The sequence below is a fragment of the Microvirga aerilata genome, assembly GCF_016743775.1.
In the GTDB taxonomy this organism is placed as follows: Bacteria; Pseudomonadota; Alphaproteobacteria; order Rhizobiales; family Beijerinckiaceae; genus Microvirga; species Microvirga aerilata.
The window spans coordinates 24585-50919 of sequence record NZ_JAEQMY010000010.1 but is presented as its reverse complement, the minus strand read 5'-3'; the positions used below and the strand labels follow the sequence as shown (position 1 = coordinate 50919).

Genomic DNA, 26335 nt, shown 5'->3' with positions numbered 1-26335 from the left:
TTGCGCTTGGGCTGCCGCAGGATTGATCATGGACGCTGTTCCCAATCTCCCCTAAGGTGCGTACGGCAAGCAGCACGACCTGACGCCAGCAAGAGCGGCCCCACACGTCTCCCGGATCGCTTGCAATGGCTCCCTGACGGATTAAGGCCAGGCTTCGCATAGGTTAATGCGGCAGGTGCTCAGGCAGGGTCTTCTTCAGGTCCAAGCTGGAAGGGGTTGGAAGAGTGTCAGTCGAAAACTCCCTGAAGCAGCAGATGCTGGCTTCCATCCCTCATCTGCGGGCTTTCGCCATCTCCTTGTGCGGCAGCGTCGACAGGGCCGACGACCTGGTGCAGAACACCCTGCTCAAAGGCTTGAGCAATTTCGACAAGTTCCAGCCCGGCACCAGCATGCAGGCCTGGCTTTTCACCATCCTGCGCAACGACTTCCTCACCCAGGCTCGCAGGAGCAAGCGCGAGGTCGAGGATCCGGAGGGAACCTGGGCCGAGAAGGTGGCCGTCATGCCCGAGCAGGGCGCGCGGCTCGATTTCACAGATATGCTGAAGGCCTTGAGCAAGCTCCCCGTGGACCAGCGTGAGGCGCTCCTTCTGGTCAGCGCCGAGGGCCTGTCCTACGAGGATGCGGCGCGGATCTGCGGCACCAACATCGGCACCATCAAGAGCCGGATCAACCGCGCCCGCAATCGCCTGGCCGAGATGATGAAGTTCGACACGAGCGACGATCTCGGCCCGGACGGCCTCGTGAAGGCCGCCCTGTTCATGCACGCCTCGCCCTGAGCCTGGCAAGACGCGAGCCCGCCCGACGCAGCTTCCGCGTCCTGATTGCACCGGCCGCGGCATCATATTCGGCCGCCGCCCGCGGATCGAAACGCGACAATGCCTCGACGACCGCATCGATCCGGGACCTCGGCTTCAGCTCGGGCAGGATCCCGTTCGCCACCTGTTCGAGGACGAGCTCGTCCCGCGCCCATGACAGCAGGATGGTGCGCTTCTCCTGTGCGGTGAACCAGGGATGCGCGACCACCTCGGCAGGGCTCCCGAACACCCCTGCGGGCTCGACCAGGGCCTCCGCATAGGACGGTGTCGCGATGGACGGCGGATCGGCCGCAGGCGCGCAACCCTGCATGCCGGTGTTTCCGGGGCAGCGGTCGGTAGGTGTCAGTTGGTTCATCCGATCCCTTCCTCGATGAGCCGACAGGGCGCCCGGACGACCGGGCGCCCGTTGCGGGCGGCTAATGCTTGGTCTTCTCGCCCGCATGGTTGATGGCGATACGCTTCACCTGCGCGCTCGTCTGAGCCGATCGGGGCAGGGTCACGGTGAGAACGCCATTCTCGAAGGTGGCGTCGACCTTGTCCTCCTCGACCGCCTCGCCGAGGTGGATGCGGCGCTCGAAGCGGCCGTAATAGCGCTCGCTGAAAGCGCGCTCCTTGTCCTCGATCTCGGACTTCTTCTCGCCGCGGATGGTCAGAACGCCGTCATGCATCAGCACCTCGACATCCTTGCCGTCGAGGCCCGGCAGCTCTGCCGACACGCGAATGCTCTTGTCGGTTTCGACGACTTCCACCTGCGGCCAGCCTGCCATGCGGCCCATGGAGGCCAGCGGCATCGTGTCGAAGCCCCGGAAAACATCGTCGAAGAGCCGGTTCATCTCGCGGTGCAGGGTCATGAAGGGATCGCCCTCGTCGCGATAGCGGCTCGGGGTCGTCTGCTGGTTGCGACCCCAGGGGATGAGATCGCGCATGTTCATGGTGTCTTCCTCCTTTCCCGTAGACAGGTGGGTTCGGCGCCGGAGGCCTGCCGGCGCCGAGGGTTTTCGATGATCAGGGCTTAAGCGGCTTTGCCGTGCTCGATCTGCTGGGGGCGGCTGCCCTGGTTCAAGCTCTTCACCCCATGGCCGGAATTGATCTCGATCCGGCGGGGCTTGAGCGCTTCGGGCACCTCGCGCTTGAGATCCACCGTCAGCAGGCCGTTCTCCAGGCTCGCACCGGTGACCTTCACATGGTCGGCCAGATTGAAGGTCTGCTTGAAGGCGCGGGTCGCGATCCCGCGATGCAGGTACTGCTTGCCCTCTTCAGAGCCCTTTTTCTGGCCCGTGACCAGAAGCTGGCTCTCTTTCTGGGTCAGCTCGATCTCATCGGGCGAGAAGCCGGCGATGGCCATGGTGATGACGTACTGGTCCTCGCCCGCCTTCTCGATGTTGTAGGGCGGCCAGTTGGTCATGGGCTCGACCTGGGCGGTTTGATCGAGCATGTCGAGCAGACGGTCGTAGCCGACCGTCGAGCGATACAGGGGTGAGAAATCGAAGGCTGATCTCATAACCATATCCTCCATTGAGCAACATGGACATGACAGCGCCGGACACCCGCCGGCGCCCGCAACGCCAAGCCTTTGAAAGGCCTCGGCAATTATAATGTTAGGAACGATTTTTCCGGTTTTCAAGGGGGTCTGAGAACCTCATTCACGAAATCAGGAGCCTCCCGAAACGGGCTGGTCACCGGGCCTGCCCGGCACTACCATCGGGTCGCTTCGACCAAGGAACGACAGACATGCTTCGTGCCCTCTCCCTTGCCGTCCTCACAGCCTTGGCCCTTCCGTCCCTTGCGACGGAGGCCCCTGCCGACAACACGGTCGTCGCCCAGAGCAGCCCGGCTCCGCAGCAAACACCCAAGCGGGATTGCGAGAAGAAGCAGGACGAGGGCGTCAGCGCCTGAGGCCACTGCAGCGGCGGCCGCCCGTCAGGGTTGGACCAGGGGGGCCGGCTCCGCGAGGAGAGGGGCGGATCGCCCGCCCGGCGCCTCGTCCGCCGGTGATTTCCGTCGGCGCAAGGCCGCGTTGACCTCGGCCCCGAAGATGAAGATCGCCGCTGAGATCTGCAGGAAGATGAGGACCGTGAGAATGCCCGCGAGGCCCGCATAGGTGGCCTTCACATGGGTGACGTTGGCCAGGAACTCGCCATAAAGGGTCGCGCCCACGAGCCAGAGAACCAGGGTGGCGGCAACACCCGGCACCACATCCGTCAGGCGCCGGCGGGTGTCGGGCAGCCAGAGATGGGTTGCGGCAAGGCCCGCCACCAGCACGATGGACGCAAGCGCGTAGCGGACCACGTCATAGGTTGGACGCAGGGCTCTCAGATCCGGCATGTAGGACACGGCCGTGCGCCAGATCGAAGGCCAGAGCACCACCAGCACCGACGAGGCGACGAGGGCTGCGGCTCCGATCAGGATGAAGCCCACGCCGATTAGCCTCGCCTGCCACCAGGGCCGGAACCGCTCGACCCGGTAGGCCCGGCACAGGGCGACCCGTAGGCTCTCGACCCCGTTCGTGGCAACGAGCAAGGTCAGGACCGCGCTGATCGTCAGCACGTTCCGGCGTGGGACAAGACCCTTGTCGGCCTCGCGGGCCAGGGGACCCGCCACCCCTTCGGGCCAGAAGTCGAAGAGCAGATGGACGATCTGCGTGGAGATACGGCCAGCGCCGAGAAAGGCCGCGAGCGCCGCAACGCAAACCAGAAAGGGAAACAGCGCGATCACCAGCGACAGGGCCACATGACTGGCCATGGCCAGGCCATCGTTGCGCGAAAAGCTCACGCCCGCATCGGCAATGGCGGCAAGAGCGGACCGGGTGCGGGCAGGAGCGGCGGAAGAAGGCATTTCATTCTGCGGGCTCGGAGGATCGGCAGATCGTGCAGGCTGGCATCTTGCCCGATCCTTGGCCTCGATGCCGTCACGGACGCATCAAGGCCAGGGTCCATTGTGTCCCATCCGGATGACCAGAACCTTACCCGGTAACCCTCCTGCCCCGCCTTCGAGTTTTCCCTTGCGTCATAGCAGGCTGGACTACCCCTCCGATCGGCAGCAGTATGGGGGCTCAAGCGGTTGGCTGAGGATCCCATGAATCCGATGAGCCCGCAGAAGCAGAAGGTCGAGCGGCGGCTGGCGGCTCTCTTTGCCGCCGACGTGGCAGGCTACTCGCGGCTCATGGAGGCCGACGAGGTTGGGACGCTTCGTACCCTCGCGGCCCATCGCGCGATCATGGACGGCCTCATCGGCGAGCATGGGGGCCGCATCGCCAACACAGCCGGCGACAGCATCCTGGCCGAGTTCCCCAGCGCCGTCGACGCGATCCAATGCGCTGTCGAAATCCAGGAGCAGCTCGATCATGCGCCGGAGGGCCGACGCCTCCAGTTCCGCATCGGCGTGCATGTGGGCGACGTGGCGGTTCAGGGCGGCGATCTTCTCGGCGACGGCGTCAACGTCGCCGCCCGTCTGCAGGAGCTCGCCCATCCCGGCTGCATCTGCGTCTCGGAGGCGGCCTATCATTCCGTGCGCAAGCTCCTGCCCTTCGCATTCAGCGATATGGGGCCGCAGAAGGTGAAGAACATGGAAGAGCCGGTCAGGGCTTACGCCCTCAAGACGAGATCCCTCGCACCGGCGCTCCCGGAATACGCCAAGCCCCTGCCGCTTCCCGACAAGCCCTCGATCGCGGTTCTCCCTTTCACGAACCTGAGCGGAGACCCGCAGCAGGAGTATTTCGCGGATGGTCTGGTGGAGGACATCATCACGGGTCTGAGCCGGGTGAAGTCCTTCTTCGTGATCGCTCGAAACTCCTCCTTCACCTACAAGGGGCGGGCCGTCGACGTGCGCCAGGTCTCCCGCGAGCTGGGCGTGCAATACGTTCTGGAAGGGAGCATCCGGAAGGCGGGCACGCGGGTTCGCATCGTCGGCCAGCTGATCGATGCGATCACCGGGCACCATGTCTGGGCCGACCGCTTCGACGGGGACATGAACGACATCTTCGAATTGCAGGACCGGATCACGGAGAGCGTCGTGGGCGCGGTCGAGCCCAGCATCCGGCTGGAGGAAATCCGGCAGGCTCACAACAAGCCGACCGACTACGTCAGCGCCTACGACCTGTACCTGCGCGCCCTGCCCTGCTTCTACAAGATGACCCAGGAGGGCTTTGCCGATGTGCGCAAGCTGACGAACGAGGCCTTGAGCATCGATCCCAACTTCACCCTGGCCAAAGCGCTCGGCGCCTATATCCGCAGCATCTCGGTGAGCCAGTGCTGGCACGAGCCGGACGATATTCGCGTGGCGATCCGCATGGCGCGCGAGGTAATGTCCGAGGCGCGCGACGATCCGACGAGCCTGCGGTTTGCCGCGCAGGTTCTCGCCTACAGCGCGAAGGAATACGAGGCGGCGCTGGGCGCCATCGAGCGCTCGCTTTATCTCAACCCGAACTCGGCCCAGAGCTACACGAGCAGCGGATGGGTGAACACCCACGCGAGCCGCCCCCTCGTCGGCATCGATCATTTCCACAAGGCGATGCGCCTCAGCCCCGTGGACCCCGAAAAAGGGATCGCGCTCTCGGGAATCGGCATGTGCTACCTCATGCTCCAACACTACGAGGACGCGCTGAAATGGGGCGAGGATGCCTTACGCGAGATGCCAGGATACGGCTCGTCCTACCGGGTCGTCATCGGAGCGCTCGTAGGGCTTGGACGACTGGACGAGGCACGCAAGGCGGCCGGCCGCCTGATGGAGGCTTTTCCCACCTATACGCTGAGCCTGCAGCGGCAGATCAATCCCTGGCGCGACCAGGCCTTTGCCCAGCGCTATCTCGACGCGCTTCAGATCGCAGGCGTTCCCGAGTGACCGCCGCTTCACGCGTCCCGGCTTCGAGCCTCGTTCGCCAGTTTGATGAGCATCGGGCGCACTTCGTGCGGGCCTGACAGGGGCTTTGGGAAGGGCAAGCGCAGGATCTCGTCGCCCAGCGCCATCTGGATTCCCTCGGGATCGATCCCGATCAGCTGCCACGCCCCTTCCCGCGCACCGCAGAGCCGGGCGGCATAGAGCGCCACCGCATCGGCGTGGTCAGCGTTCATGTGCTCGATGGCGCCGGCCTCGAAATCGTAAAAATCGAAGAAGCCGGAGATGTCGGTGAGCAGATCCTCCGCCGTCATCCGGTAGGCCCGCCCGAAGCCGCCATTGAGGCTGCCCGATGCGACGGCAAGGCGCCAGAAGGCGAAGTCGGGAAAGTCCGCATAGAGCGCGGCCTTGGGATGCTGCAGCAGGTAGCGGCGGCGGATCTGCCCGTCCCGCTCGGAGCCGCGCTCGATCCGCTCCGCCCGGGCCAGCAGGGTCAGGCGCGGGTGGGCGAGCGGATCGCCCTTGCCGATGGCGGACAGGAGCAGCGAGCAGCGCGGGTCCGCCTCCATCAGCCGGGTATGCACCGACAGTTGCGAGGTCAGGAGAACGGGCGACCCATCGAGATCGGACCCGACCGCCACGAGGCTCGCGAAAGGGATGCCGCTTTCGGCATCGTTGGTGGCAAGGGCGCCGGAGCGCACGGTCCGCATCAGCTTTTTTGCAAGCCCGCGGGCCTCGTCGTCGACGGGCAGGACCGGATCTTTCGCCATGAGGCCTCATCTGCTCCTTGTCTTGTAGCACGCGGCCCGGCGGTGCTTCCCGCGAAGGCCTCGAACCGCGCAACCCGATCGGCCTTCAGGCTCCGGTCCTCGTTGCGGGAGCGGTTGCCGAGGAACGGCGGGTCGACGACGTAGATGGACCGGCGGCCATCCATCCTCAAGGGGCCGCCGATAGAGCTCATTCTGAGCTCATGAGAGCGGCGCATCCACGGTGCAGACCACGCCTCCGGTGCGGAACTCCATGCGGACCGTTCCATTGAGATCGTGGGCCAGGCTCCGCTCGATCAGCCGGGAGCCGAAGCCCTTGCGGGCAGGCGCCTGGACGGGTGGCCCTCCGCTTTCCTCCCACCATAGATGGAGATAGCCTGAAGGCTCGGCCTGCTTCACCTCCCAGGCGATCCTGATCTCTCCCGTGGCATTGGACAGGGCGCCGTACTTCACGGCGTTCGTTGCCAGCTCCTGAAGCATCATCGCAAGCGACAGGGCCGTACGGGGCGGCAGGCGAACCTTCGGTCCCTGCAGGTGAAGACGGTCCTCCCCACGGCTGGAATAGGGAGCGACGGCCTGCTCCACGATCTCGTAGAGGTCCGCCCCCTCTCAGTTCTCCCGCGTCAGGACGTCATGGGCCCGCGACAGGGCGAACAGGCGGCCCTCTATGGCCGTCTTGGCCTCCGCTGCGGTTTCCGCGTTGCGCAGGGTCTGGCTTGTAATGGACTGGACGGTGGCCAGGGTGTTCTTCACCCGGTGGTTCAGCTCGTTGATCAGGAGCGTGCGCTGCTCTTCCGCCTCCTTCTGATCGGTAATGTCCCGCTGGATCCCCCAGAGGCGCTTCAGCTGACGATGTTCAACGACGCCGATCATGCTGTTGGCGAAGTATTTGCGGCTGCCGTCGGCATCATGCTCGACCGATTCCACGCCCGTGATGCTGTAGCCGGACCGGATGATCAGCGCGAGGTATGCTCTTGCCTCGGGATCGGAGGCAGGCAGCGGAAAGTCGAGGGTCTTGCCGATCAGATCCTCGGCGCGGGCAAGCCCGTACATCCGGGCCATGGCATCGTTGCAATCGACAAAGCATCCGCTGCGATAGGCCAAGTCGATCTGCTCTTCCACGGACAAGGATGTGTCGAGAGGAGGGTTGAACTCCAGGAGCCAGATACCCTCCGAACTGTGCGCGATAAAGGAGCGATAGCGCTCTTCGCTCTCGCGCAGGGCTGCCTCGACGGTCTTTTCGGCGGTCACATCCCACTGAGCGCCAAGGGAGCGCAGGAAGCGGCCCGCGGGGTCGCGCAGGAGCTTGGTCCGCGCCGTGATCCAGCGCGCCTCACCCGTATCGGCGCGTCTAATCCGGAACTCGGAGTCGAGCTGGAAGCAGGCAGGATCCGCAACGGCAGTTCGCGTTTCGGACTCGATGCGCGCCCGATCGTCCGGATGCAGGAGGCCGATCCATTCCTCATACGAGAAGGTTTCGGCTCGCTCTGCAGGCAATCCATACAGATCGAGATACTCCGGTGAAGCGGTCGCCTTGCCGGTCGTCCGGTCGAACTCGAAGCTGCCGATCCTGGCCGCCTCCTGCACCTGCCGGAGCCGCACCTCGCTGTCCCGCAGCGCTTCCTCCGCGCGCTTGCGATCGGAGATGTCGTTGAAGAGCACGGCCACCTGGCGCTCATGCGGCTGGCCGATGCGGAAGGCATAGACGTCGAACCAACGCCCCATGGAAGGGGCGTGGTTGACGAAGCGCGCCGGCTCACCGGTGAGTGCGACATGGCCGTAGATGTCGAACCAGAACAGCTCGATGTCAGGCACCAGCTCGCGGATGGTTCTGCCCAGCGCGCCTTTTATCCCGGTCTGCTGCTCGAAGACCCGGTTGATTTCCATATAGCGGTAATCGACCGGCTTATCATGCTCGTCGAGGATGAGCTGCAGGATGCAGAAGCCTTGGCCCATCGATTGGAAGAGCGCACGGTAGCGCATCTCGCTCTCGCGCAGCGCCTCCTCCTTGCTCTCGCGCAGGGCTTCCTCGGCTTGAACCCTCTCGGTTGTTTCGGTCGCTGCGCAGTAGAAGCCTGCGATCTCACCTTCCTCATCGCAAACGGGTGTCCAGCAAAACGTGAACCAGCTCATCGGGCGGCCGGGACGACCCACGAGAGGAACCGGCTGGTCGATGAGGTGCTGCGCCTCGCCCGCCATCGTCGCCTCGACAAGCGGGCGGTACTCGTCCCAGATCTCCGCAAACAGCTCGGCATAAGCCCTGCCGAGGGCGTCAGGGTGCTTGGTGCCGAGGATGGGGATGTAGCTGTCGTTGTAGAGGGATGTGAGCGCAGGCCCCCAGGCGATGTAGATGGGCTGCCGCGCATTGAGCATGAGGTCGACCAGGGTGCGCAGGCTCTGCGGCCAGGCATCGATGGGTCCAAGCGGCGTTGCCGCCCAATCGTGATTGCGGATGCGCTCGCCCATTGCGCCTCCGCCCCTGGGCCAATGAAGCTTTCCTGCGGCTTTCGGAGCCATGTCTCGATCAAGGTTCTGAGGTTGGACTGCCGTCCCCATAGCGGCAATATCATTCATCGGACGTTTGCCTGTTCCTGGTCTGCGGCCGCTCAAGCGCCCCTGTCGTGGGCAGCCCGGCTGACGCCACGGATGCCGCAGCATCGCCCGGCTTGATCTGCGAGCCGATGGAGAAGGTGAATGTCGGGATCGAGGAACCATCGAGGCTCTTGGAGGCTGTAGGCATGTGTTCCCCTGTGCGTCACGCACATATTAGGTTATAACAGGCACACATAAGCCGAATAAGCGTGCGATCAAGCAGGAAGGCTCATCAATGAAGCCGCCTTTCGGCTAGATGCCCCAGGCTGACCCACCGGGAGGCTGCTCCGGGCAGGATGCAGGGTCTCGTGTCGACAGCCCGCCTGCGTCAGCCAAAGGTGTAGGGGCATACGGAATATTCCCGTAGGGCAATGTAGCGTCCTGCCCCGGAGCCTGCTGCGACCAATCCTTGAACGCTGCGGTCCGGAACGGGCTCAACACTATCCTGGACCCGGATCGAAGCGCCGAACAGGCGGCCAGCCGATCCCTCCTCGAGCAAGCGTTACGAGATGCCGACGCAGCAACGTCAGCCGGTTTCCCGAAGCGTTGCAAGGATGACCATCGGTGTTGTCCGGCTGTGGCGAAGGCGACCGATCCCCCATCGTAGTCCTTGCGGCACCGGCGTGCCGCCTGTGGCCGCTGGTCGCTTGCAAGGAACCGGTCCGGCAGAGGCACGTTCGCTCCGATTGCCACATCTGCGGAGGCCTCGTTGGACGCCGACACTAGGATCACCTTCGATCGCATCGAGAGCTACATTCAGGGCTTTTGGTGGATTCTGCCCAATCTCGGCATCGCCCTTATCGTCCTCGTCCTGTTCCTGGCTGTCGCCAGCGGCGCGCGGCGCGCGGTCCTTCGGGTGTTCAAGCAGCGCAGCCGCCCCGATCTCGCTACGATGCTGGCGGGCGCCGCACGCTGGGGTGTGATCGGGCTGGGCCTGCTGATCGTCGCCACCATCATTTTTCCGTCGATCAGCCCGGCGGACCTGCTTTCAACCCTCGGCATCGGCTCCATCGCCATTGGCTTCGCCTTCAAGGATATCCTGCAGAACTGGCTTGCCGGGCTCCTCATCCTGCTACGCCAGCCCTTCCGGCAGGGCGACCAGATCATCGTAGGCAAGCATGAGGGCACGGTCGAGCACATCGAAGCACGGGCGACGCTGATCAAGACCTATGACGGGCGGCGGGTGATCATCCCGAACAGTGCGGTCTATACGGATGCCGTCACGGTCAACACGGCATTTCCGCTGCGCCGCAGCCAATACGATGTGGGGATCGGATACAGCGACGACATCGACCTCGCCTGCGAGATCATCGTCGAGGCTGTCCGGGGCGTCGACGGCGTGGCGGATGATCCGTCGCCGGAGGCCTTCGCCTGGGAGCTGGCCGGCTCGACGGTCAATATTCGCGTTCGCTGGTGGACCCACTCGAAGCGCTCCGAGGTGGTTCACGTTCAGGGGCGCGTGATCCGCGCCGTGAAGAAGGCGCTGTCAGAGGCCGGGATCGACCTGCCGTTTCCCACCAGCATCGTTCTCCTGCACGATCAGACAGAGGATGCGGACGGGGATCGTCGCCGGCAGCGGGAGGGCTGGCCTGCGGGAAGCAATCCACCCGCTCCCCGTCATCTGAACGAGATCGCCGTTGCGCAGGAGACAGGGAGCGAACTGTCGGAGAGCATGGCTCGGCCCGCCCGTCGTCGCACCTGATCGGGGCGGGCGCCCTGCATTGTGCATGCTTTGCCGCGCGGCCATCGGCGGGCTCTTGCCGGAGCATTCCAATGGCCGTGGGAAAGTGCGTTCCTGCCATCAGATGCCTCGCGACATTCCCTGGAGGCCGCCACATTTATCGGTAATCCGTCGGGCTTAACCACTTTCATCCTTTGTTGGTGAGGCGTCTCCCGCACATGCACGCCGGCCAATGCACCGGCATGCCGAACTAAGGACATATTCCGGTAGAATACGGCAGGTCGGCTCTTTGTCCGGGTGTTCCTTGAGACGAGCATGGCAGCACGGGAAGTTCTCAATCTCGTTCTGGAACAAAGCGCCAAGCTCATTGTTAGTAGCCGGGTTTCACCCCAGGCAAGTTTGTGTGCGTGAATGCAGCGTAGCCCGGCCTCCCGCTGACGGCTGTCCTGTCAAGATCATCCATTTACCCTGTCGCGAATCCGCAGATGTACAGGGTGGGAGCAATCACGCTTATGATCTCACTTGATAATGCTTCTGCATTCGGGAGCTTCTTTCTGGGCGGATTCGAATGTTCGAGCCACCGGCGCAGTGACGGCCGCAGGCTTGATCTCCTCGCAAGCACAGGACACGACCGGCTGGCCGGGAAGGACTACAGGCTTCTCTCGCAGCATGGGGTCCGCGCCGTCCGAGACGGCCTGCGCTGGCATCTTATCGAAACGGCGCCCAGCCGCTACGAGTGGGACAGCTTTCTTCCGATGCTGCGGGCCGCGAATGCCGCCGGAACCCGCGTGATCTGGGATCTGTGCCACTACGGATGGCCGGATGACCTCGACATCTGGTCCCCTGCTTTCATCGACCGTTTCGCGCAGTTCTCCGCAGCCGCCGCTCGCGTCGTCATGGCTGAAAGTGAGGATGTGCCCGTCTACTGTCCGGTCAACGAGATGTCGTTCTGGGCCTGGGCCGGTGGCGAGGTGGGCCGCTTCAATCCGTGCGCCCACGGGCGCGGCGTGGAGCTCAAGCGTCAACTGGTGCGCGCCACCATTGCGGCCATCGATGCCATCCGGGCCGTTGACCCGAGAGCCCGCTTCATCACGGCGGAGCCGCTGATCCATGTCGAGGCAGGGCTCGGAGACGAGGAACACGTCAGAAGAGCGCACGCCTACCGGCAGACCCAGTTCGAAGCCCTCGACATCCTGTCCGGCGCCAAGGAGCCCGAGATCGGGGGAGCGCCCGAATACCTCGATATCGTCGGTCTCAACTACTATCCCGACAACCAATGGTATCATGGCGGCACGACGATCCCCATGGGCCATCATGCCTACAGATCCTTGCACGAAATGCTGGCCGAGGCGCATGGGCGCTACCGTCGTCCGCTCCTCATCGCCGAGACCGGCGCGGAAGGGTCCGGCAGGCCTGCCTGGCTCCATTATGTCTGCTCGGAAGTGCACGCTGCTCTGGATGCCGGCGTTCCCGTCGAGGGGGTCTGCCTCTACCCGATCGCCGACTATCCTGGATGGGACAACGAGAGGATCTGCCGTGTGGGTCTCCTGTCCGTCCCGGATGCGAAAGGTCAACGCACGGTCTGCCCGCGCCTCGCCCGCGAATTGAGGCACCAGCAGGCGCTTCTTGCAGAGTTGCGGGCATTCGATGCAGCCTCTGCGCTGCCCCTTGCTGCGGAGTAGGCCCATGTGGAGGGATGATGGCCTTTCAGTGGGCCCCAAGGGCCGCCCGCCCGAACGGAACGCCCCTCATCTGGCTCCGCCGGCAGCGGCACCATCCGCCTTTCTCCAGGGACCCTATCGGTTCGTTCTTCACTATGTCGTCGGCAGGCGCTGGCAGTTCGCGGCCCTGCTCCTGACCGTCGCCGGAGCGGCAGGCTGCGCCGTGGCCGTGCAGTACGTGATGAAGCTTCTCGTCGACGGCATGGCGGGTCCGCGCGAGGCGAGCGCGGCCGTCTGGTCGGCCCTCGTCATGTTCGTGACGTTCATTGCCGGCGAGAGCGTTCTGTGGCGCGTGACGGGCTGGCTTGCCTGCCGGACGACCCTGAGCGTCGGCGTGGACATGCGTCTCGACCTGTTCAGCTACCTGAACGGTCAGCCCATGCGCTACTTCGCCGACAACCTCGCAGGCTCGCTCGGCCAACGCCTGACAGCGACGGCAGGAAATTTCGGCGCGTTAACGAACACCATCGTGTGGCGCATCCTGCCTCCCTGCATCGAGTTCATCGGCGCGCTGGTCATCTTCCTCACCGTGGACTGGCGCATGATGCTGGTTCTTGCCGTCATCGTGACGGCGGTGACGGGCGGGCTCATCTGGTTCGGCGAACGCGGGCGCCCGCTGCACCGGACCTATGCGGGCCATGCGGGCGTCGTCGCCGGCGACCTGGTGGATGTGATCACCAACATGTGGGCGGTCAAATCCTTCTCGGCCCGCGCCCGCGAAGCGGATCGTCTCGCCAAGGGGTTCCGTCAGGAGGCCTTCGCGCAGCGCCGCAGCTGGCTTTACCTCGAGAAGGCGCGCGCCCTGCACGACATTGCCCTCTGGATCATGGCAGGCAGCATGCTGTCATGGGCCGTTCATCTGTGGAGCGTGGGCCAGATCACGCCGGGCGACGTGGTGGTCGTCTCGACCCTGACTTTCCGCATCCTCAACAGCTCGCGGGATCTCGCCCTGTCGCTCGTCGAAACCGCGCAGTACGTGGGCTATATCGAGGATACGCTGCAGGTCATCGCGCAGCCGCAGTCGGTGGTGGATGCGCCGAACGCCAAACAGCTTGTCGCCAAGGGCGGCGCGGTGGAACTCCGGAACGTGCGCTTTTCCTATGGCGACAATCGCTCCGATACCCTGCATCGGCTGAACCTGCGCATCCCGGCCGGTCAGAAGGTTGGAATCGTCGGCCCATCGGGAGCCGGCAAGTCCACTCTGGTTCATCTGCTGCAGCGCTTGTACGACGTCCACTCGGGCGAGGTTCTGATCGACGGGCAGCCCTTGACGGAGGTGAAGCAGGACTCCCTGCGCGCCGCGCTTGCCGTTGTGCCTCAGGAAATCACGCTGTTTCATCGCACCCTCATGGAGAATATCCGCTTCGCCCGCCCGGAGGCCACGGACGAAGAGGTGTATGCCGCTGCCCGCGCCGCCTGCTGCGACGCCTTCATCCGCGCAACACCCGATGGCTACAACACACTGGTCGGCGAGCGCGGCATGAAGCTGTCGGGCGGACAGCGGCAGCGCATCGGCATCGCCCGGGCGTTCTTGAAGGATGCGCCGATCATCATCCTGGACGAGGCAACCTCCGCGCTCGACACCGAATCCGAGATGGAGATCCAGCGGTCCCTGGTGCGCCTCATGCGCGGCCGCACGGTGATCGCCGTGGCCCACCGCCTCTCGACGCTCACGGCCTTCGACCGCATCATCGTGGTGAAGGGCGGGCAGATCGTGGAGGACGGGACCGCGACCGAGCTGCGCCAGCGCGGCGGCCTGTTCGAGACCATGTGGCGCCTCCAGGCGGAGGGCCTGTCCGTGGATGAGGCGGAGAACGCCGCATAGTGGGGAAGCGATTTGGCCATGAGCCCGCCATCCATGAGCCCGCCATCGTCGATGCCTCATGCCCACCCCTCCCCGGCTGGTCATGGGGCGCATGACGGCAACGACCTTCGATTGACCCTCGGATTCGTGGCCGCAGCGCTGATCCTGCGACTGCTTTCCTTCGTTTATTCGGTCTACAACTACGACGAAAGCCTCTACATCCTGATGGGAGCCGAGATGTCGCGAGGGCATCTGCCCTTCACGACGGTTTGCGATCTCAAGCCCTTCGGACTTTTCTCGATCTTCGGTCTCTTCACGGCCCTGCCCTTCGACGGGGTGATGGTTGCGCGCCTTGCCGCCTGCCTCGTCGTGGGTCTGACGGCCGACCTGATCCGGCGGGTAGCAGGCCACCTTTTCGACGACGCGGATCACACGATCGGGATCGTGGCGGGCCTGGCGTTCATCGTCTTCACCCTGGCAAATGGGGGTGTGGCCGCGCAAGGCGAGCTCTTTCACGATGCATGCGCGGTCCTGGCGCTGTTCATCCTGCTGCGCGCCATGCGCCGTGGAGCCCTCCCGTCCTGGAAGGCGTTCATGGCCTCAGGCCTCGTCCTGGGCGTGGGCATTCAGATCAAGCAGTCCGTTGTCTTCGACATGGCTGCGATCATGGCAGGAACCGTGCTGCTCACCATGCCGGGCAGGTGGCCCACCCTGGCCTATATCCGTTCGATCCTGCCGGGCATGGCGCTTCTGGTCGCCGCAAGCCTTGTTCCCACCCTCGGGGTCGTCGGCATCTACTGGCTGACAGGGCACCTGGACGCGTGGGTGGCGGCCAATATCACGGCGCATCAGGTTTTCTATGGCCTGAGCCGCCCCTTCGAGATCGACCCAGCACTGCGGGCCATGTGGGAACAAGCGCCCCTGTGGTTTTCGGCGATCCTTGCAGCCTTGCTTCTCGGGCGCCTGACCTACGGCGATGCGGAGCGAAGGGCCGGCCTGTTCCTGCTGGTCTGGGTTGCTGCGATCATGGCCTGCATCGTGTTCCTGCGGATCGCTTCAGACCATTACTTTCTTCAGTTCCTGCCGTCTTTGAGCCTGCTCACGGGCCTCCTGGTCGGACGGGCGGTCCTGGCGAACGTTTTGGCATCGGGCACGCGGACGGGCATCATCGGGGCCCTGACGTGCCTCGCGTTCTTTGCCATCGCAAAGGAGCCCCTGATCCACACCGGCTACATCCTGTGGGACCGGGTGGTTCACGGCGAGCGCTTTGCCGGCGACACGCCCCGGCGCATCGCGGCGGACATCAAGCCCGAGCTGCGTCCGGACGACTCCCTCTACGTCGTCGGCTTTCAGCCGCTGGTCTACTACGTGACAGGCGCAAAGCTCGCCACGCGCTTCGCATTCACGGGCCTGCCTCACCGCGACTATCCCGGACGCGACGGATGCCCGTGGGTCGAGCAGAAGGTCGAGATGCAGCGGGTGCTCGACTCCAGGCCGCGTTTCATCGTGGTGGAGGACGGAATCTTCTTCCACCAGCTCGATCCAGCCGTGAAATCGATCCTCGTTGAGAGGCTCGCAAGCGACTACCGGCTGCGCAGGCGCTATGAGCAGCACCACCTGCACCACCTGTACCCGTTCGAGCGTTTCGTCATGAACGGCGGCGCCCCGGCTGAAGTGTACGAGCTGGCAAGGGACAGCCGGCTGAGTTCCGCGCAATAAGGTCGCAGCCCCCTGAACCAGCCTTGCTTGCCTTCGGTCGACGGGGCCTCAGTTTCAGCCCACGGCTTCCTTTTGGGTGCCATGCCCTAGAGCATCGTGCGCAAAAACCGGGTCCACTTTTTGGGTCCGATGCTTTGGCTAAGGGTCAGCAGGAAACGACACATGTCGCTTCCTCTGTCACCGGAAACAGTCTATTTCATCCAGAGTTGCCGTTCAGGCATCTTCCGGAGCCTGGAGGGGGCCGCGCGTCAGTCATGTCTATCCGCGCCCGGCTCCTCTGGCTCGTTGTGGCTCTTGCCCTTCCCCTCACCCTGGTCGGATCGGCGGGGCTTTACACTGCCTATTCTTCAGAAAAGCAGATCGTGGAGGTGCTCCTGCGCGACACCGCCCGCGCCCTCGCCCTCGGGGCGGACCGGGAGGTTGGCAAGGCCGGCATCATCCTTCGCGTGCTCTCCAGCTCGGCATCCCTGCTCGAAGGAGACCTGGCGCGCTTCCATGAGCGCGCGGTTGAGGTGACGAAAGGCAGCAGCACTTGGATCGGCTTGTTCTCGCCCGATGGGCAAAGCCTGCTGAGTACGGCTCTGCCATACGGCACACCCCTGCCCAGGAGCACCAGAGGGGAAACCTTCCAACGGATTGCCCGCACCAGGCAGGTCGAGCTCTCGGGCCTGATCAAGGGGGCCTTCACCGGTCAGCCCCTGCTGGTCATCGAGCACCCGGTCATCCAGAATGGGGAGGTTCGTTACGTCATGGGGCTCGGCATGGGCACCGACGCCCTCCAGGCCCTTACCAGGGAACTTCAGGTTCCCGATTCCTGGATCGCCACCATGCTCGATCGGGACGGGAAGGTGGTTGCCCGTTCGCGTGACATCGAGCGTCAGATCGGTCAGGTGGTTCCCAGGTCCCTGCTGGACGCCATGGCGTCCCAGGCCGAAGGAGCTTTGTCGCTGATCTCCCTGGACAACACGCCCGTGATCTCGGCCTTCAGCCGCTCTCCGGAATACGGGATCGTCGCCGTTGTCAGCTACCCGCAATCCGCTTTTGCCGCCACGATGCAGCGCTCGCTCGGATGGATCATCACCCTGATCGCTCTTTCCGGCGGCGGGATCCTGGCCGCTGTCGTCCTCGCAAGGAGTATTGCGGATCCTGTCGTGAACCTGAGAAAGGCGGCCAAGGAGCTCGGCTCAGGAAGGATTCCCGAATCGCGCGCGACAGGGCTGGTCGAAGTCGATCAGGTTCAGGAGGCACTGATCTCCGCGGGTGTGGACCGACGGCAGGGAGAAGCCCAGATCCGGGACAGCGAAATGCGTCTTCAGCTTGCCCTGGAAGCTGGCGAGCTCGGGTCCTGGGAATATGACCCGGCCGGAGGCTCGCTGATCGCCTCCGCATCCTGCAGGACGAATTTCGGGCGCGGACCCGAAGAGCCGTTCTCCTACGAGGATCTGATCTCATCCATCCACCCCGAGGATCGGGAGCATCGCCGCCAGATCGTTTCACAGGCAATTGCGGAGAAGACAGGCTTCGATGTCGAGTACCGCGTGTTCTGGCCCGACGGCAGCCTGCATTGGATCCACGTGCAGGGCCGGCCGGCCGAGCGCCCCGACGGTATCCGTCTGATCGGCGTCTCTCAGGATATCACCATACGCAAATCCGCCGAGGCGCAGCAGGAGCTGCTGCTTCACGAGCTGAACCACCGGGTCAAGAATACCCTTGCGACCGTGCAATCGATCGCCGCCATGACCGCCCGCTCCTCGGCCGATCCCGCAAGCGCCTGGACGACCTTCGATGCCCGCATCCGGGGAATGGCGAAGACCCATGATCTGCTGACCGAAACCCATTGGGTGGGAGCGTCCCTGAAGGACATCCTGAGCAACGAGCTCGAGCTCTACCAGGACTCGATGCGCCAGCGGATCTCCCTTCGGGGAAGCCCGGTGTCTCTGGAGCCCAGGGCCACCCTGGCTCTTGGGCTTGCAGTCCATGAGCTGGCAACGAATGCCGCGAAGTACGGCGCCCTGTCGGTGCCTCAAGGTCGGCTGATGGTCAAATGGGTCAATGTGCGGATCCAAGGACTGCCACATCTCCTGATCGAGTGGGTCGAGACGAACGGTCCTGTTGTTTCTCCCCCAACCCGGCAGGGCTTCGGCTCCCGATTGATCCAGCGCGGTCTCGCTCAGGAACTCGGCGGTGAGATCAAGCTCAACTTCGAGCCCGCCGGTTTGCGGTGCGTCATCACCTTTCCGCTCCACCGGATCGAGGAAACCCAGCCCTCCGTTGCCGCATCATGAGCCATAGCTGACCCGGCGGCTCGTTTCTGCCTGCTGGGTCGCTTTGGACAGCTCCGGCGCATCGGCCGCAGGGTTCATCAATGGAGCCTTCACCACGCAGGTGACCCCGGCGGGTTCATAGGAAAGCCGGACCTCGCCCGACAAGTCGTTGGCCAGCATGCGCTCGATCAGCCGTGTGCCGAAGCCCCTGCGGGTCGGCAGTTCAACGGTGGGACCGCCTTCCTCCTCCCACCGCAGCATGAAGAGCGGCGGACTGCTGCCGGCGGTCGTCCATTTGATCGTGACGCGGCCTGACGAAACGGAGAGCGCCCCATATTTTGCAGCATTGGTTGCCAGTTCGTGGAGTGCCATCGCCAATGCGAGCGCCATGCCGGGCGCTAGCCGAAGGCGAGGCCCATCGATCTCGAAGCGCTTGCCCGCCTGACGATGATAGGGCTCGAGAACCTCCATGATGATCTCGCGAAGCTCGGCCCCTTCCCAGTTTTCGCGGGTCAGCACGTCGTGGGCGCGCGACAGCGCAAAGAGACGATCGTTGAAGCTGTTGAGCTTCAGGGCAGCTTCTCCGCTCATCCCGCGGAAGCTCTGCCCGGCAATGGCCTGGACGGTGGCAAGGGTGTTCTTGACCCGATGATTGAGTTCGTTGATCAGGAGCCGCTGGTGCTCCTCCCACCCTTTTCGCTCTGTCACGTCCTCGAACACCCCCACCTCGCGATCCGGTTGCCCCTGATCGTCCCGGTAGAGCTGGCTCAGGCTGGCGACGTGCCGGATTGAGCCATCGGGCAGACGGATGCGGTATTCCGTGTCCAGCCGTCCGTTGCCTCGAAGCGTCGCCTCGATCTCGCTGGCCACCCGTTCGCAATCATCCGGCGCCATTCGGCCGAAGTAATCCTCAGCACTGCCTCCTTCGCCTTCGCCAAAGCCGAAGATGACCCGGGTGCGTTCGGAGGCCGTGACCGTGTTGTCGCGAAGGTTCCAGTCGAAGGTGCCGAGCGCCGCGATATCGAGCGCCGTGGAGAGGCGTTCCTCACTGTGGCGCAGAGCAATTTCCGCAAGCTTGGACTCGGAGATATCGACGTTGCAGCCTGTAAAGCCGAGGAACTGCCCGTCTCTGTCGAAACGAGGAACCCCCTCGCAGCGAAGCCAACGGGTCTGGCCTTCACGATCCCTCACCCGCACATTGACGCTGACGGGCTCCCGCCTTTCGAGGGCATTCAGGTACGCCGCGTGGAAGCTTTCGAGATCCTCCGGATGAACAACCTGGGTCCATCCTTCACCCTCGACGTTGCTGGCCGGGCTGCCGAACAGCGTCTCGTAATGGCGGTTGGCGAAAACGATCCGGCCCGTCTCGTCGCTCATCCAGATCAGGGCCGGAGCACTGTCCGCCACGGTGCGAAAGCGCTCCTCGCTCTCCCGCAGGGCGATCTCCGCCCGCTTCCGGTCAGTGACATCGTGTCCTTCGGCAAAGATGCCCGTCACCTGCCCCTGGTCGTCCATCACGGGCTGGTAGACGAAATCGACATAGCGGGTCTCGGGTGGGGCATCGTGCCGGCGCTGAAGAACCATCGGCACCTCGCGTCCGACATAGGGCTCGCCTGTCGCATATACCCTGTCGAGCAGTTCGAGGAGATCCTGGCCCTCGAGCTCGGGAAGCGCCTCCCGCACCGTCTTGCCGATCAGATCGCGGCTGCCGACGAGTTCGAGATAGGAGGCATTCGCCAGCCGGAAGATGTGCTCGGGTCCGGTGACCATCGCCATGATCCCCGGGGCTTGGGTGAAGAGGCGCTGCAGGTACTCCTTGTCGGCCTTCAGGGCCGCACGAGCCTCTACCTCCTTGGTGGTCTCGGTGCAGGCGCAGAACATGCCGCCGATCCCGCCTGTCTCATCGCGCACGGGGCTATAGGAAAAGGTGAAGTAAACCTGTTCGTCGAAGCCTTTGCGGCGCATGATCAGCGGCAGGTCTTCATGGAAGGTCGCCTCCCCGGCCAAGGCCTTGCTCACATACGGCTCGATGCTGTGCCAGATCTCGGGCCAGATGGCCTCGAAGCGGCAGCCCATCGCCTGCGGGTGCTTTGCCCCGAGGATCTCCGCATACCCGTCGTTATAGAGAAAACCCAGTTCGGGCCCCCACGCCAGGAACATGGGGAACTTGGAGTTGAGCAGGAGGCTCACGACCGTGCGCAAGCTCGGCGGCCAGTTCCTCGGCTGTCCGAGGGGAGACGCCGACCAATCCATGGAGCGCATGACCGCTCCCGCTTCGCCGCCCCCGGCCAGGAAGTACAGTCCGGGCGTTGTTACCTGGTCGAACATGCGTTCACTTTCGACGCTTCTGCTCCTCGGGTCGGGCCCGAGACAGGATGAACGGCCCGCCTGCCTTCCTGGCAACGGCCCGGCAGGCTATCAAGCAGGGCATAAGAAGCCTGCTCCGGGTTGCAAAGCCCGGTCAAAGTCAAGATGAGCGGCATCGGCGGCGGAATACGAAAGGTTGGAGGAAAAGCGTTTCGATGCCTAAATAGGTTCAGGCCCTGCCTGGGCAATGAGCCGTCATGACGCGCTCCCGTTCTGCTCGCCGGATACCTCAACCACCGGCGTCATCGCTTTTGATGATCGACCGGATCTTCTGCGCTAGGGCGTCCACAGCAAAAGGCTTGGTGATCATCTGCATTCCCGGCTCCAGGAAGCCCGCCGCCAAGGTCGCGTTCTCAGCGTAGCCGGTGATGAAGAGGATCTTGAGGTCGCGGCGTCCTTCCCGAGCCGCATCGGCGAGCTGGCGCCCATTCAGCCCCGGCAAGCCTACATCCGTGATCAGGAGATCGATGCGCCGCCTGGATTGCAGGATCCTGAGCCCTTCCGGTCCGTCCGCTGCCTCCAGGGTCCGGTAGCCGAGATCCTCCAGCACCTCGACGATCAGGCTGCGCACCACCGGCTCGTCCTCGACCACCAGAACCGTCTCGCCGGACTCGGCCCGCGGCGCCTCGGCCAATGTCGCCGCTTCGATCTCCGCTTCCGTTTCGCCACGATAGCGTGGCAGATAGATCTTGATCGTGGTTCCCTGCCCGACCTCGCTGTAGATCTTGGCGTGCCCCTCCGACTGCCGCGCAAAGCCATACACCATGGAAAGGCCAAGGCCGGTGCCTTGCCCGATGGGCTTGGTCGTGAAGAACGGATCGAAGGCCCGCTCAATCACATCCTGCGCCATGCCTGTTCCCGTGTCCGTCACGCAAATGCAGACATATTGGCCTGGCTTCACGTCCCGTTGAGCGGCAACATACGCATCGTCGAGATGGGCGTTGCAGGTCTCGATCGTCAGATTGCCGCCGTCCGGCATGGCATCGCGGGCATTGATCACGAGGTTGAGAAGCGCGCTCTCCAGCTGGTTGGGATCGCACAGCGTCGGCCAGAGACCGCCCGCCAGCACCACCTCCAGCGTGACCGCCTCGCCCACCGTGCGCCGGAACAGATCTTCCAGGGAGGCGACGAGCGCGTTCGCCTGAACGGGTCTGGGATCGAGTGGCTGACGGCGTGCGAAGGCGAGCAGCCGATGCGTCAGCGCGGCCGCGCGGTTCGCTGAGGTCGTGGCCGCGGTGATGTAGCGTTCGACAGCCTCCGTCCGTCCCTGCGCGATACGCGTGCGCAGCATGTCCAGTGAGCCGATCACCCCGGTCAGGAGGTTGTTGAAGTCGTGAGCGATGCCGCCCGTGAGCTGGCCCACCGCTTCCATCTTCTGGGACTGCCGCAGAGCCTCTTCCGTCTCGCGCAACGTTTCGGCCGCAGCGCGCTCGGCCGTGATGTCGCGACCGATGGCGTAGAACAACCCCTCCTTCGGCACGGCCGTCCATGAGATCATGCGGTAGCTGCCGTCCTTCGCCCGAAAGCGGTTCTCGAACCGGAACGTCTGTATACCCTGGTCGAGGCGTGCAAGCTCCGCGAGCGTACCCTCCACATCGTCCGGATGGATGAGGCCCAGGAAGTTGCTGGCCAGAAGTTCCGTCTCCGACCAGCTGAGCATCGCGGTCCACGCCGGATTGATCGCCAGCAGGGTTCCGTCGGCCCGGCACACATCCATCAGGTCCGTGCTGAGCTGCCAGATCTGGTCCCTTTCCCGGGTCCGCTCCTCCACCTCGGCTTCCAAGGTCTCGTTCAGGCGCCGCAGCGCCTCCTCGGCGCGCCGGCGCTCCTCGATCTCCCGCTGCGCTTTCTGGAACAGGCGGGCGTTGTCGATGGCCACCGCCGCTCCTGCGGCCAGCCCGACGATCAATCGTTCGGAACGCGCGTGGAACACGCCGGGCTGCGCATGTCCGAAGAACAGGCCGCCGATCACCTCCCCCGAACGCGACGTCACCGGCACGGCCAGATAGCTGCGGACGGGCAGGTGGCCCGGAGGCATGCCCCGGTGCGGCTCCGAGTGTCCGTAGGCGGGATCCTTGGTGATGTCGTCCGACCGGACGATCCGCTCGCCGTTGAATGTGGGAGCGAAGACATGGGTGTTGCGCGGCATCGGGAACTTGGAGAAAGCCTCGCGCGGAACGCCGGAGATCGCGTAGAGCATGTAGCTCTCGCCCGCCTGATTCTCCACGTTGTAGAAGAATGCGCCGAACTGGGCCCCGGTGAGCTCGACACCCGCATCCGTTACCTTTTGCACCAGCCGATCCAGGTCGAGTTCGGATGCGGCGGCCGCAAGGGCCGTGTTGAGGATCTCCAGGGCATGGGTCTCCTCCAGCAGGGCGTCCTGGCTGGCGCGCCGCTCCGAGATGTCCTCCGTGGTGCCGTACCACTTGACGATCCGGCCGTCTTCGCCGCGCCTTGGAGAAGCGCGGGAGTGCATCCAGCGGTACTCGCCGGTTTGCATCCTGGCCCGGTGCTCGATGTCGTAAGGCTCGCCCGTCGCAACGGAGTGCGCCCACGCCTTCAGGGATGGTTCCAGATCCTCCGGGTGCATGGCCTGCGCCCAGGTCTCGCCCAGTCCCGTGGTGCCGGTCCACTCCTGCCAGCGGCCGGCAACGCGGTCGAGCTGGCCATCGGGCAGGGCGGTCCAGGTCACCTGGGGATTCAGCTCGACCGTATGGCGGTAGTGGTCCTCCGCCTCGTGGAGCAGAGCCTCCGCGCGCTTGCGTTCGGAAACGTCGCGGTAGAAGACCGCCAAGCCATCGGGAGCCGGATAGGCCCGGACCTCGGTCCAGGCCTCCCGTCCGTCAGGCCACACGTACAGGTTCTCGAACGTGACCGGCACGCGCTCCGTCATGGCCTTCCTGTACAGCCTGCCCAGCGGCGAGTTCTCCGTGTTCGGCCAGACCTCCCAGTGCGCGCGCCCGACGATCTCGGCCTCGGCCCGCGTGTCCAGCCGCAAACCGGCCGGGTTGATCCGGATGATGCGGAACTCCCGGTCGAGGAGCACGAAGGCCTCGTCCATGCCGTCGAGAACGCCCCTGGCGCGCTCCTCGCTCTGGCGCAGGGCCTGCTGGCCGAGGACCTTGCCGGTCGTTTCCGTCGCGGCGCAGAACATGCCGGCAATCTTGCCGTCGTCGTCCCATATCGGGCTGTAGGAGAAGCTGAACCAGGCATCCTCCCGGTAGCCATGGCGTTCCATCGGGACCAGCAGATCCTCGTGCCAGCTCGCCTGGCCGTTCAGGGTCTGGTCCACGAGCGGTTCGATCTGCTCCCAGATGTCGGACCAGACCTCGGCGAAGGGACGGCCGAGGGCGCCGGGATGCTTGGCGCCGAAGATCGGAGCATAGTCGTCGTTGTACAGGAAGGCGAGTTCCGCCCCCCAGGCAATGAACATCGGCTGCTTCGCGTTGAGCATCAGGCGCACGAGGGTGCGCAGGGTCCACGGCCATGTTTCCGGCTGGCCCAGAGGCGACGTGCTCCAGTCGTGCGCCCGCATGCGAGAGCCCATCTCTCCGCCGTCATCCAGGAAAGGGTCAGCAGCGCTGGGGCTCCGGCTGCTCTTGCTAGTATCCATCGGGGTCCTCGGTGGCAGCTTAAAGGCCCGGTCGAGCGCGCCGGCGTGAATCAAGCCGAACAGACCAACTCCAGCAGGCATCCTGAACCGGTCCAACCTTGTTGTGGACCAAGATCATGGGTAATCGACAGAGGTATTCCTCATAAAGCGTATGGTATGCCATTGGGTGCAAAGGGAGCGAAACGAAGGTGTGACGGGCATACAATCTAGAACCACCTGAAGGGATCTCAACGCCGGCACCGCCTATTCGGCGAAGAGCCAGGCACATCGGTCCCGCCAAGGAGCAAGCCCACTGCTCTGGTCACCTCTAGCACCGAGAAGGCTCCTGAGCAGACGGACGAGCGTTCCACGGTGAACAGGCTTGCCGATGAACAAAGCTCCGTCCGGAGAACCGCCTAGCTTTGGAGCCGCCCGCCCAGAGGCAATCAGCACCCCAATCTCCTGCCGCTTGGCGCGAATTTGCCGAACCAATTCAAAGCCGTTCATGCTCCCGCGCGGCATCTCCACGTCAGTGTCAACAGCCTGAATGCCCGAGACAGCTTGCAGCATGCCTGACGAAAGCGGGTTCAATGATCTTTGCGCCTAATGCAAAGGTTCGAACGAATGTAGGCGAATAGGTTAAGATTCCGCTTCGTGCGACAGAGATGGACTGTCCTGTCAAGACGTTGGATCAGGTTCCGGTCAGCACGCACGATGCACGCTATGCCGCCGGAAGGCGCGTGAGTGAAATGGTCGGGGCCTCCGCCAAATACCCGCTCCCTGCCGTCGCACCCACCTCATATGGGATTGTCCATGAACGAGGTTCAGGAGAACAAGGCGGATACTGCTGAACGGACCGTGTCTGAGCGCCACGTTGAGGCTGTTCGGCAGCAAGGTGGCGTGTTCGTCGAGGCAGCTCGCCGCACCCGCATGCCGATGCTCGTGACCATCTCGAAGCCCTATCATCTTTGTGATCTGACCGACGATCTTCGACGTGGTTCCGGAGCTTTGATGGAGGACGCGCTTTTCTCGCCAATCGATGCAGGTGCAGCATTTATTATGCCAATCGAGTGGCGTTCAATGAGCGGGCATTCCAGTTGCACTGGGGAGATTTTGGCCTTGGAAGGATTGCTGGGTGGAGGGGAGAGAAGATACTCGGCTGCCCAGCGCCCCATCTCCTCATGCGGCAGAAGCACCGTGGTCAACTCGGGCCTGAGGTGGAAAGCCATCCAGTCGTCGTCATATCCAACGACCGATACGTCCAATGGGATCTGCTTTCCCATGTCCCGTAGGGCCTCGTAACAGCCGATCGCCATGCGGTCGCTGGCGCAGAAAATCGCTGTCGGCGGCTTCTCCAAGGCCATGAGGGCTTGCGTCTGCTCATATGCCTCCCGGAGAAGCCATTTTCCGGTGCGAACCAGCTTAGGGTCGAAAGGCGCTCCCCAACTCGACAGCGCTTGCTTGTAACCCTGCGCCCGGTGGCGCGCAGCTTCCATCCAGTGTTCACCGTTGATGAAGGCAATCCGCTGATGTCCGGCCTTCAGGAGCGCCTCGGTCGCCGTACGAGCGCCGAGAACGTCGGCAGGCACGACGGACGGGTAATGTCCATCATTCGAGTGACAGTTCAAAAGAACCGTGGGGATCGGCCGCAGGCGGTCCGGGGGTGATACCGAGCGCGTGGAGAGCGTCGCATAGATGATCCCGACCGTGGGCTGTCCGAGCAGAAGATCGAGCGCGGCCTCCTCAAGCCAGCGCTCGCTGCGGGTCATGACGATGTTCAGGACGCACCCGTGCTGGGCGGCAACCTCACGGGCTCCCTCAAAAAGCGGCGTCGCGAAAGGGCTGGTCGACACCTCATCCACGAGCATGCCGATGGAGCGCAAGGCGCCTGAGCCAACCACCCGCCTGCCTGCTTGATACCCAAGCTCCTCCGCCGCCTTGAGAACGCGGGATCGGGTGGTGGCGGAGATCCGAACGCCACCGACCCCATTCATCACCAGCGATACGGTCGCCTGGGAAACCCCCGCCTTTTTGGCGACATCGCTCATGGTGGCGCGCCGCTGGAACGTCTTGACCGTGCTCTTGTCCTGGCGGCCCATAAAAATCGACCTGTACTGGGTTGAACCGACTTTAGTCGGCTCTGTTTCAGATGTGTCTTTACGTTGCTAATAAAATAACTA

The 26335-nt window shown here is 64.1% G+C and carries 19 protein-coding genes; 8 read left to right on the top strand and 11 right to left on the bottom strand.

What is annotated here, in order from left to right:
* Window positions 1-224 precede the first annotated feature (224 nt).
* Complete coding sequence (locus JKG68_RS09095) at window positions 225-776, top strand: sigma-70 family RNA polymerase sigma factor (RefSeq protein ID WP_202058466.1); 552 nt, start codon at window positions 225-227, stop codon at window positions 774-776.
* Here the strand turns inward: JKG68_RS09095 and JKG68_RS09090 are convergent.
* The 3 genes from JKG68_RS09090 to JKG68_RS09080 all read right to left on the bottom strand — a co-directional run bounded on the left by JKG68_RS09090 (window position 757) and on the right by JKG68_RS09080 (window position 2316).
* Window positions 757-1170, bottom strand: coding sequence for a hypothetical protein (locus JKG68_RS09090; protein WP_202058464.1), 414 nt, complete (start codon window positions 1168-1170; stop codon window positions 757-759). The two genes, JKG68_RS09095 and JKG68_RS09090, sit on opposite strands and share 20 nt — an antisense overlap.
* A 61-nt stretch (window positions 1171-1231) precedes the next feature.
* Entirely contained in the window at window positions 1232-1747 is a 516-nt protein-coding gene (locus JKG68_RS09085; RefSeq protein WP_202058462.1) for an Hsp20/alpha crystallin family protein, read from the bottom strand.
* 80 nt (window positions 1748-1827) lie between these two features.
* Window positions 1828-2316 (bottom strand): Hsp20 family protein, encoded by a 489-nt coding sequence (locus JKG68_RS09080; RefSeq protein WP_202058460.1) that lies wholly within the window; start codon window positions 2314-2316, stop codon window positions 1828-1830.
* Between the two features lie 230 nt (window positions 2317-2546).
* Between JKG68_RS09080 and JKG68_RS09075 the strand changes: the two genes are divergently transcribed.
* A complete protein-coding gene (locus JKG68_RS09075; protein ID WP_202058458.1) occupies window positions 2547-2711 on the top strand; it encodes a hypothetical protein in 165 nt (54 codons plus the stop codon).
* 24 nt (window positions 2712-2735) lie between these two features.
* Here the strand turns inward: JKG68_RS09075 and JKG68_RS09070 are convergent, their stop codons facing one another.
* Window positions 2736-3650 carry a YihY/virulence factor BrkB family protein gene (locus JKG68_RS09070; protein ID WP_202058456.1) on the bottom strand — a complete coding sequence of 305 codons (915 nt, stop codon included), beginning with the start codon at window positions 3648-3650 and terminating at the stop codon, window positions 2736-2738.
* A 240-nt stretch (window positions 3651-3890) separates the two neighbouring features.
* On the opposite strand from JKG68_RS09070, the gene JKG68_RS09065 reads away from it, so the two are divergent.
* On the top strand, window positions 3891-5654 hold the full coding sequence (locus tag JKG68_RS09065) for an adenylate/guanylate cyclase domain-containing protein (protein WP_246515250.1): 1764 nt from the start codon (window positions 3891-3893) through the stop codon (window positions 5652-5654).
* A gap of 8 nt (window positions 5655-5662) precedes the next feature.
* On the opposite strand, the gene JKG68_RS09060 is transcribed toward JKG68_RS09065, so the two are convergent.
* The 4 genes from JKG68_RS09060 to JKG68_RS09045 form a co-directional block, all read right to left on the bottom strand.
* Window positions 5663-6418 carry a HugZ family pyridoxamine 5'-phosphate oxidase gene (locus tag JKG68_RS09060; protein WP_202058454.1) on the bottom strand — a complete coding sequence of 252 codons (756 nt, stop codon included), beginning with the start codon at window positions 6416-6418 and terminating at the stop codon, window positions 5663-5665.
* Window positions 6419-6616: 198 nt separating this feature from the next.
* Window positions 6617-7000, bottom strand: coding sequence for a sensor histidine kinase (locus JKG68_RS09055; protein WP_202058452.1), 384 nt, complete (start codon window positions 6998-7000; stop codon window positions 6617-6619).
* A 24-nt stretch (window positions 7001-7024) separates the two neighbouring features.
* Entirely contained in the window at window positions 7025-8881 is a 1857-nt protein-coding gene (locus JKG68_RS09050; protein WP_202058450.1) for a PAS domain S-box protein, read from the bottom strand.
* A 100-nt stretch (window positions 8882-8981) separates the two neighbouring features.
* Complete coding sequence (locus JKG68_RS09045) at window positions 8982-9155, bottom strand: hypothetical protein (protein WP_202058448.1); 174 nt, start codon at window positions 9153-9155, stop codon at window positions 8982-8984.
* A gap of 561 nt (window positions 9156-9716) precedes the next feature.
* Here JKG68_RS09045 and JKG68_RS09040 point away from each other — a divergent pair.
* From JKG68_RS09040 to JKG68_RS09020, 5 genes are all read left to right on the top strand, one after another.
* Window positions 9717-10709 (top strand): mechanosensitive ion channel family protein, encoded by a 993-nt coding sequence (locus JKG68_RS09040; RefSeq protein ID WP_202058446.1) that lies wholly within the window; start codon window positions 9717-9719, stop codon window positions 10707-10709.
* Window positions 10710-11200: 491 nt separating this feature from the next.
* Window positions 11201-12370, top strand: coding sequence for a glycoside hydrolase family 1 protein (locus JKG68_RS09035; protein WP_202058443.1), 1170 nt, complete (start codon window positions 11201-11203; stop codon window positions 12368-12370).
* Between the two features lie 4 nt (window positions 12371-12374).
* Window positions 12375-14234, top strand: coding sequence for an ABC transporter ATP-binding protein (locus JKG68_RS09030; protein ID WP_202058440.1), 1860 nt, complete (start codon window positions 12375-12377; stop codon window positions 14232-14234).
* A 51-nt stretch (window positions 14235-14285) separates the two neighbouring features.
* Window positions 14286-15932 carry an ArnT family glycosyltransferase gene (locus JKG68_RS09025; protein WP_210346276.1) on the top strand — a complete coding sequence of 549 codons (1647 nt, stop codon included), beginning with the start codon at window positions 14286-14288 and terminating at the stop codon, window positions 15930-15932.
* A 254-nt stretch (window positions 15933-16186) separates the two neighbouring features.
* Window positions 16187-18217: a sensor histidine kinase gene (locus tag JKG68_RS09020; RefSeq protein ID WP_202058431.1), complete on the top strand. Its 2031-nt coding sequence runs from the start codon at window positions 16187-16189 to the stop codon at window positions 18215-18217.
* Here the strand turns inward: JKG68_RS09020 and JKG68_RS09015 are convergent.
* The 3 genes from JKG68_RS09015 to JKG68_RS09005 form a co-directional block, all read right to left on the bottom strand.
* Window positions 18212-20524: a PAS domain S-box protein gene (locus tag JKG68_RS09015; protein ID WP_202058423.1), complete on the bottom strand. Its 2313-nt coding sequence runs from the start codon at window positions 20522-20524 to the stop codon at window positions 18212-18214. The genes JKG68_RS09020 and JKG68_RS09015 overlap by 6 nt on opposite strands.
* A gap of 268 nt (window positions 20525-20792) precedes the next feature.
* Entirely contained in the window at window positions 20793-24176 is a 3384-nt protein-coding gene (locus JKG68_RS09010) for a PAS domain-containing hybrid sensor histidine kinase/response regulator family protein (protein WP_202058421.1), read from the bottom strand.
* A gap of 941 nt (window positions 24177-25117) precedes the next feature.
* Window positions 25118-26254, bottom strand: coding sequence for a LacI family DNA-binding transcriptional regulator (locus JKG68_RS09005; RefSeq protein WP_202058415.1), 1137 nt, complete (start codon window positions 26252-26254; stop codon window positions 25118-25120).
* Between the last annotated feature and the right edge of the window lie 81 nt (window positions 26255-26335).

Bases quoted from the DNA above. Each gene is read 5' to 3' on its own strand.
- JKG68_RS09080 (WP_202058460.1), bottom strand. From the start codon at position 2,316: ATGAGATCAGCCTTCGATTTCTCACCCCTGTATCGCTCGACGGTCGGC.
- JKG68_RS09025 (WP_210346276.1), top strand. From the start codon at position 14,286: ATGCCTCATGCCCACCCCTCCCCGGCTGGTCATGGGGCGCATGACGGC.
- JKG68_RS09075 (WP_202058458.1), top strand. From the start codon at position 2,547: ATGCTTCGTGCCCTCTCCCTTGCCGTCCTCACAGCCTTGGCCCTTCCG.
- JKG68_RS09065 (WP_246515250.1), top strand. From the start codon at position 3,891: ATGAATCCGATGAGCCCGCAGAAGCAGAAGGTCGAGCGGCGGCTGGCG.
- JKG68_RS09020 (WP_202058431.1), top strand. From the start codon at position 16,187: ATGTCTATCCGCGCCCGGCTCCTCTGGCTCGTTGTGGCTCTTGCCCTT.
- JKG68_RS09085 (WP_202058462.1), bottom strand. From the start codon at position 1,747: ATGAACATGCGCGATCTCATCCCCTGGGGTCGCAACCAGCAGACGACC.
- JKG68_RS09060 (WP_202058454.1), bottom strand. From the start codon at position 6,418: ATGGCGAAAGATCCGGTCCTGCCCGTCGACGACGAGGCCCGCGGGCTT.
- JKG68_RS09045 (WP_202058448.1), bottom strand. From the start codon at position 9,155: ATGCCTACAGCCTCCAAGAGCCTCGATGGTTCCTCGATCCCGACATTC.
- JKG68_RS09010 (WP_202058421.1), bottom strand. From the start codon at position 24,176: ATGGATACTAGCAAGAGCAGCCGGAGCCCCAGCGCTGCTGACCCTTTC.
- JKG68_RS09070 (WP_202058456.1), bottom strand. From the start codon at position 3,650: ATGCCTTCTTCCGCCGCTCCTGCCCGCACCCGGTCCGCTCTTGCCGCC.
- JKG68_RS09090 (WP_202058464.1), bottom strand. From the start codon at position 1,170: ATGAACCAACTGACACCTACCGACCGCTGCCCCGGAAACACCGGCATG.
- JKG68_RS09015 (WP_202058423.1), bottom strand. From the start codon at position 20,524: ATGTTCGACCAGGTAACAACGCCCGGACTGTACTTCCTGGCCGGGGGC.
- JKG68_RS09005 (WP_202058415.1), bottom strand. From the start codon at position 26,254: ATGGGCCGCCAGGACAAGAGCACGGTCAAGACGTTCCAGCGGCGCGCC.
- JKG68_RS09050 (WP_202058450.1), bottom strand. From the start codon at position 8,881: ATGGGCGAGCGCATCCGCAATCACGATTGGGCGGCAACGCCGCTTGGA.
- JKG68_RS09030 (WP_202058440.1), top strand. From the start codon at position 12,375: ATGTGGAGGGATGATGGCCTTTCAGTGGGCCCCAAGGGCCGCCCGCCC.
- JKG68_RS09035 (WP_202058443.1), top strand. From the start codon at position 11,201: ATGATCTCACTTGATAATGCTTCTGCATTCGGGAGCTTCTTTCTGGGC.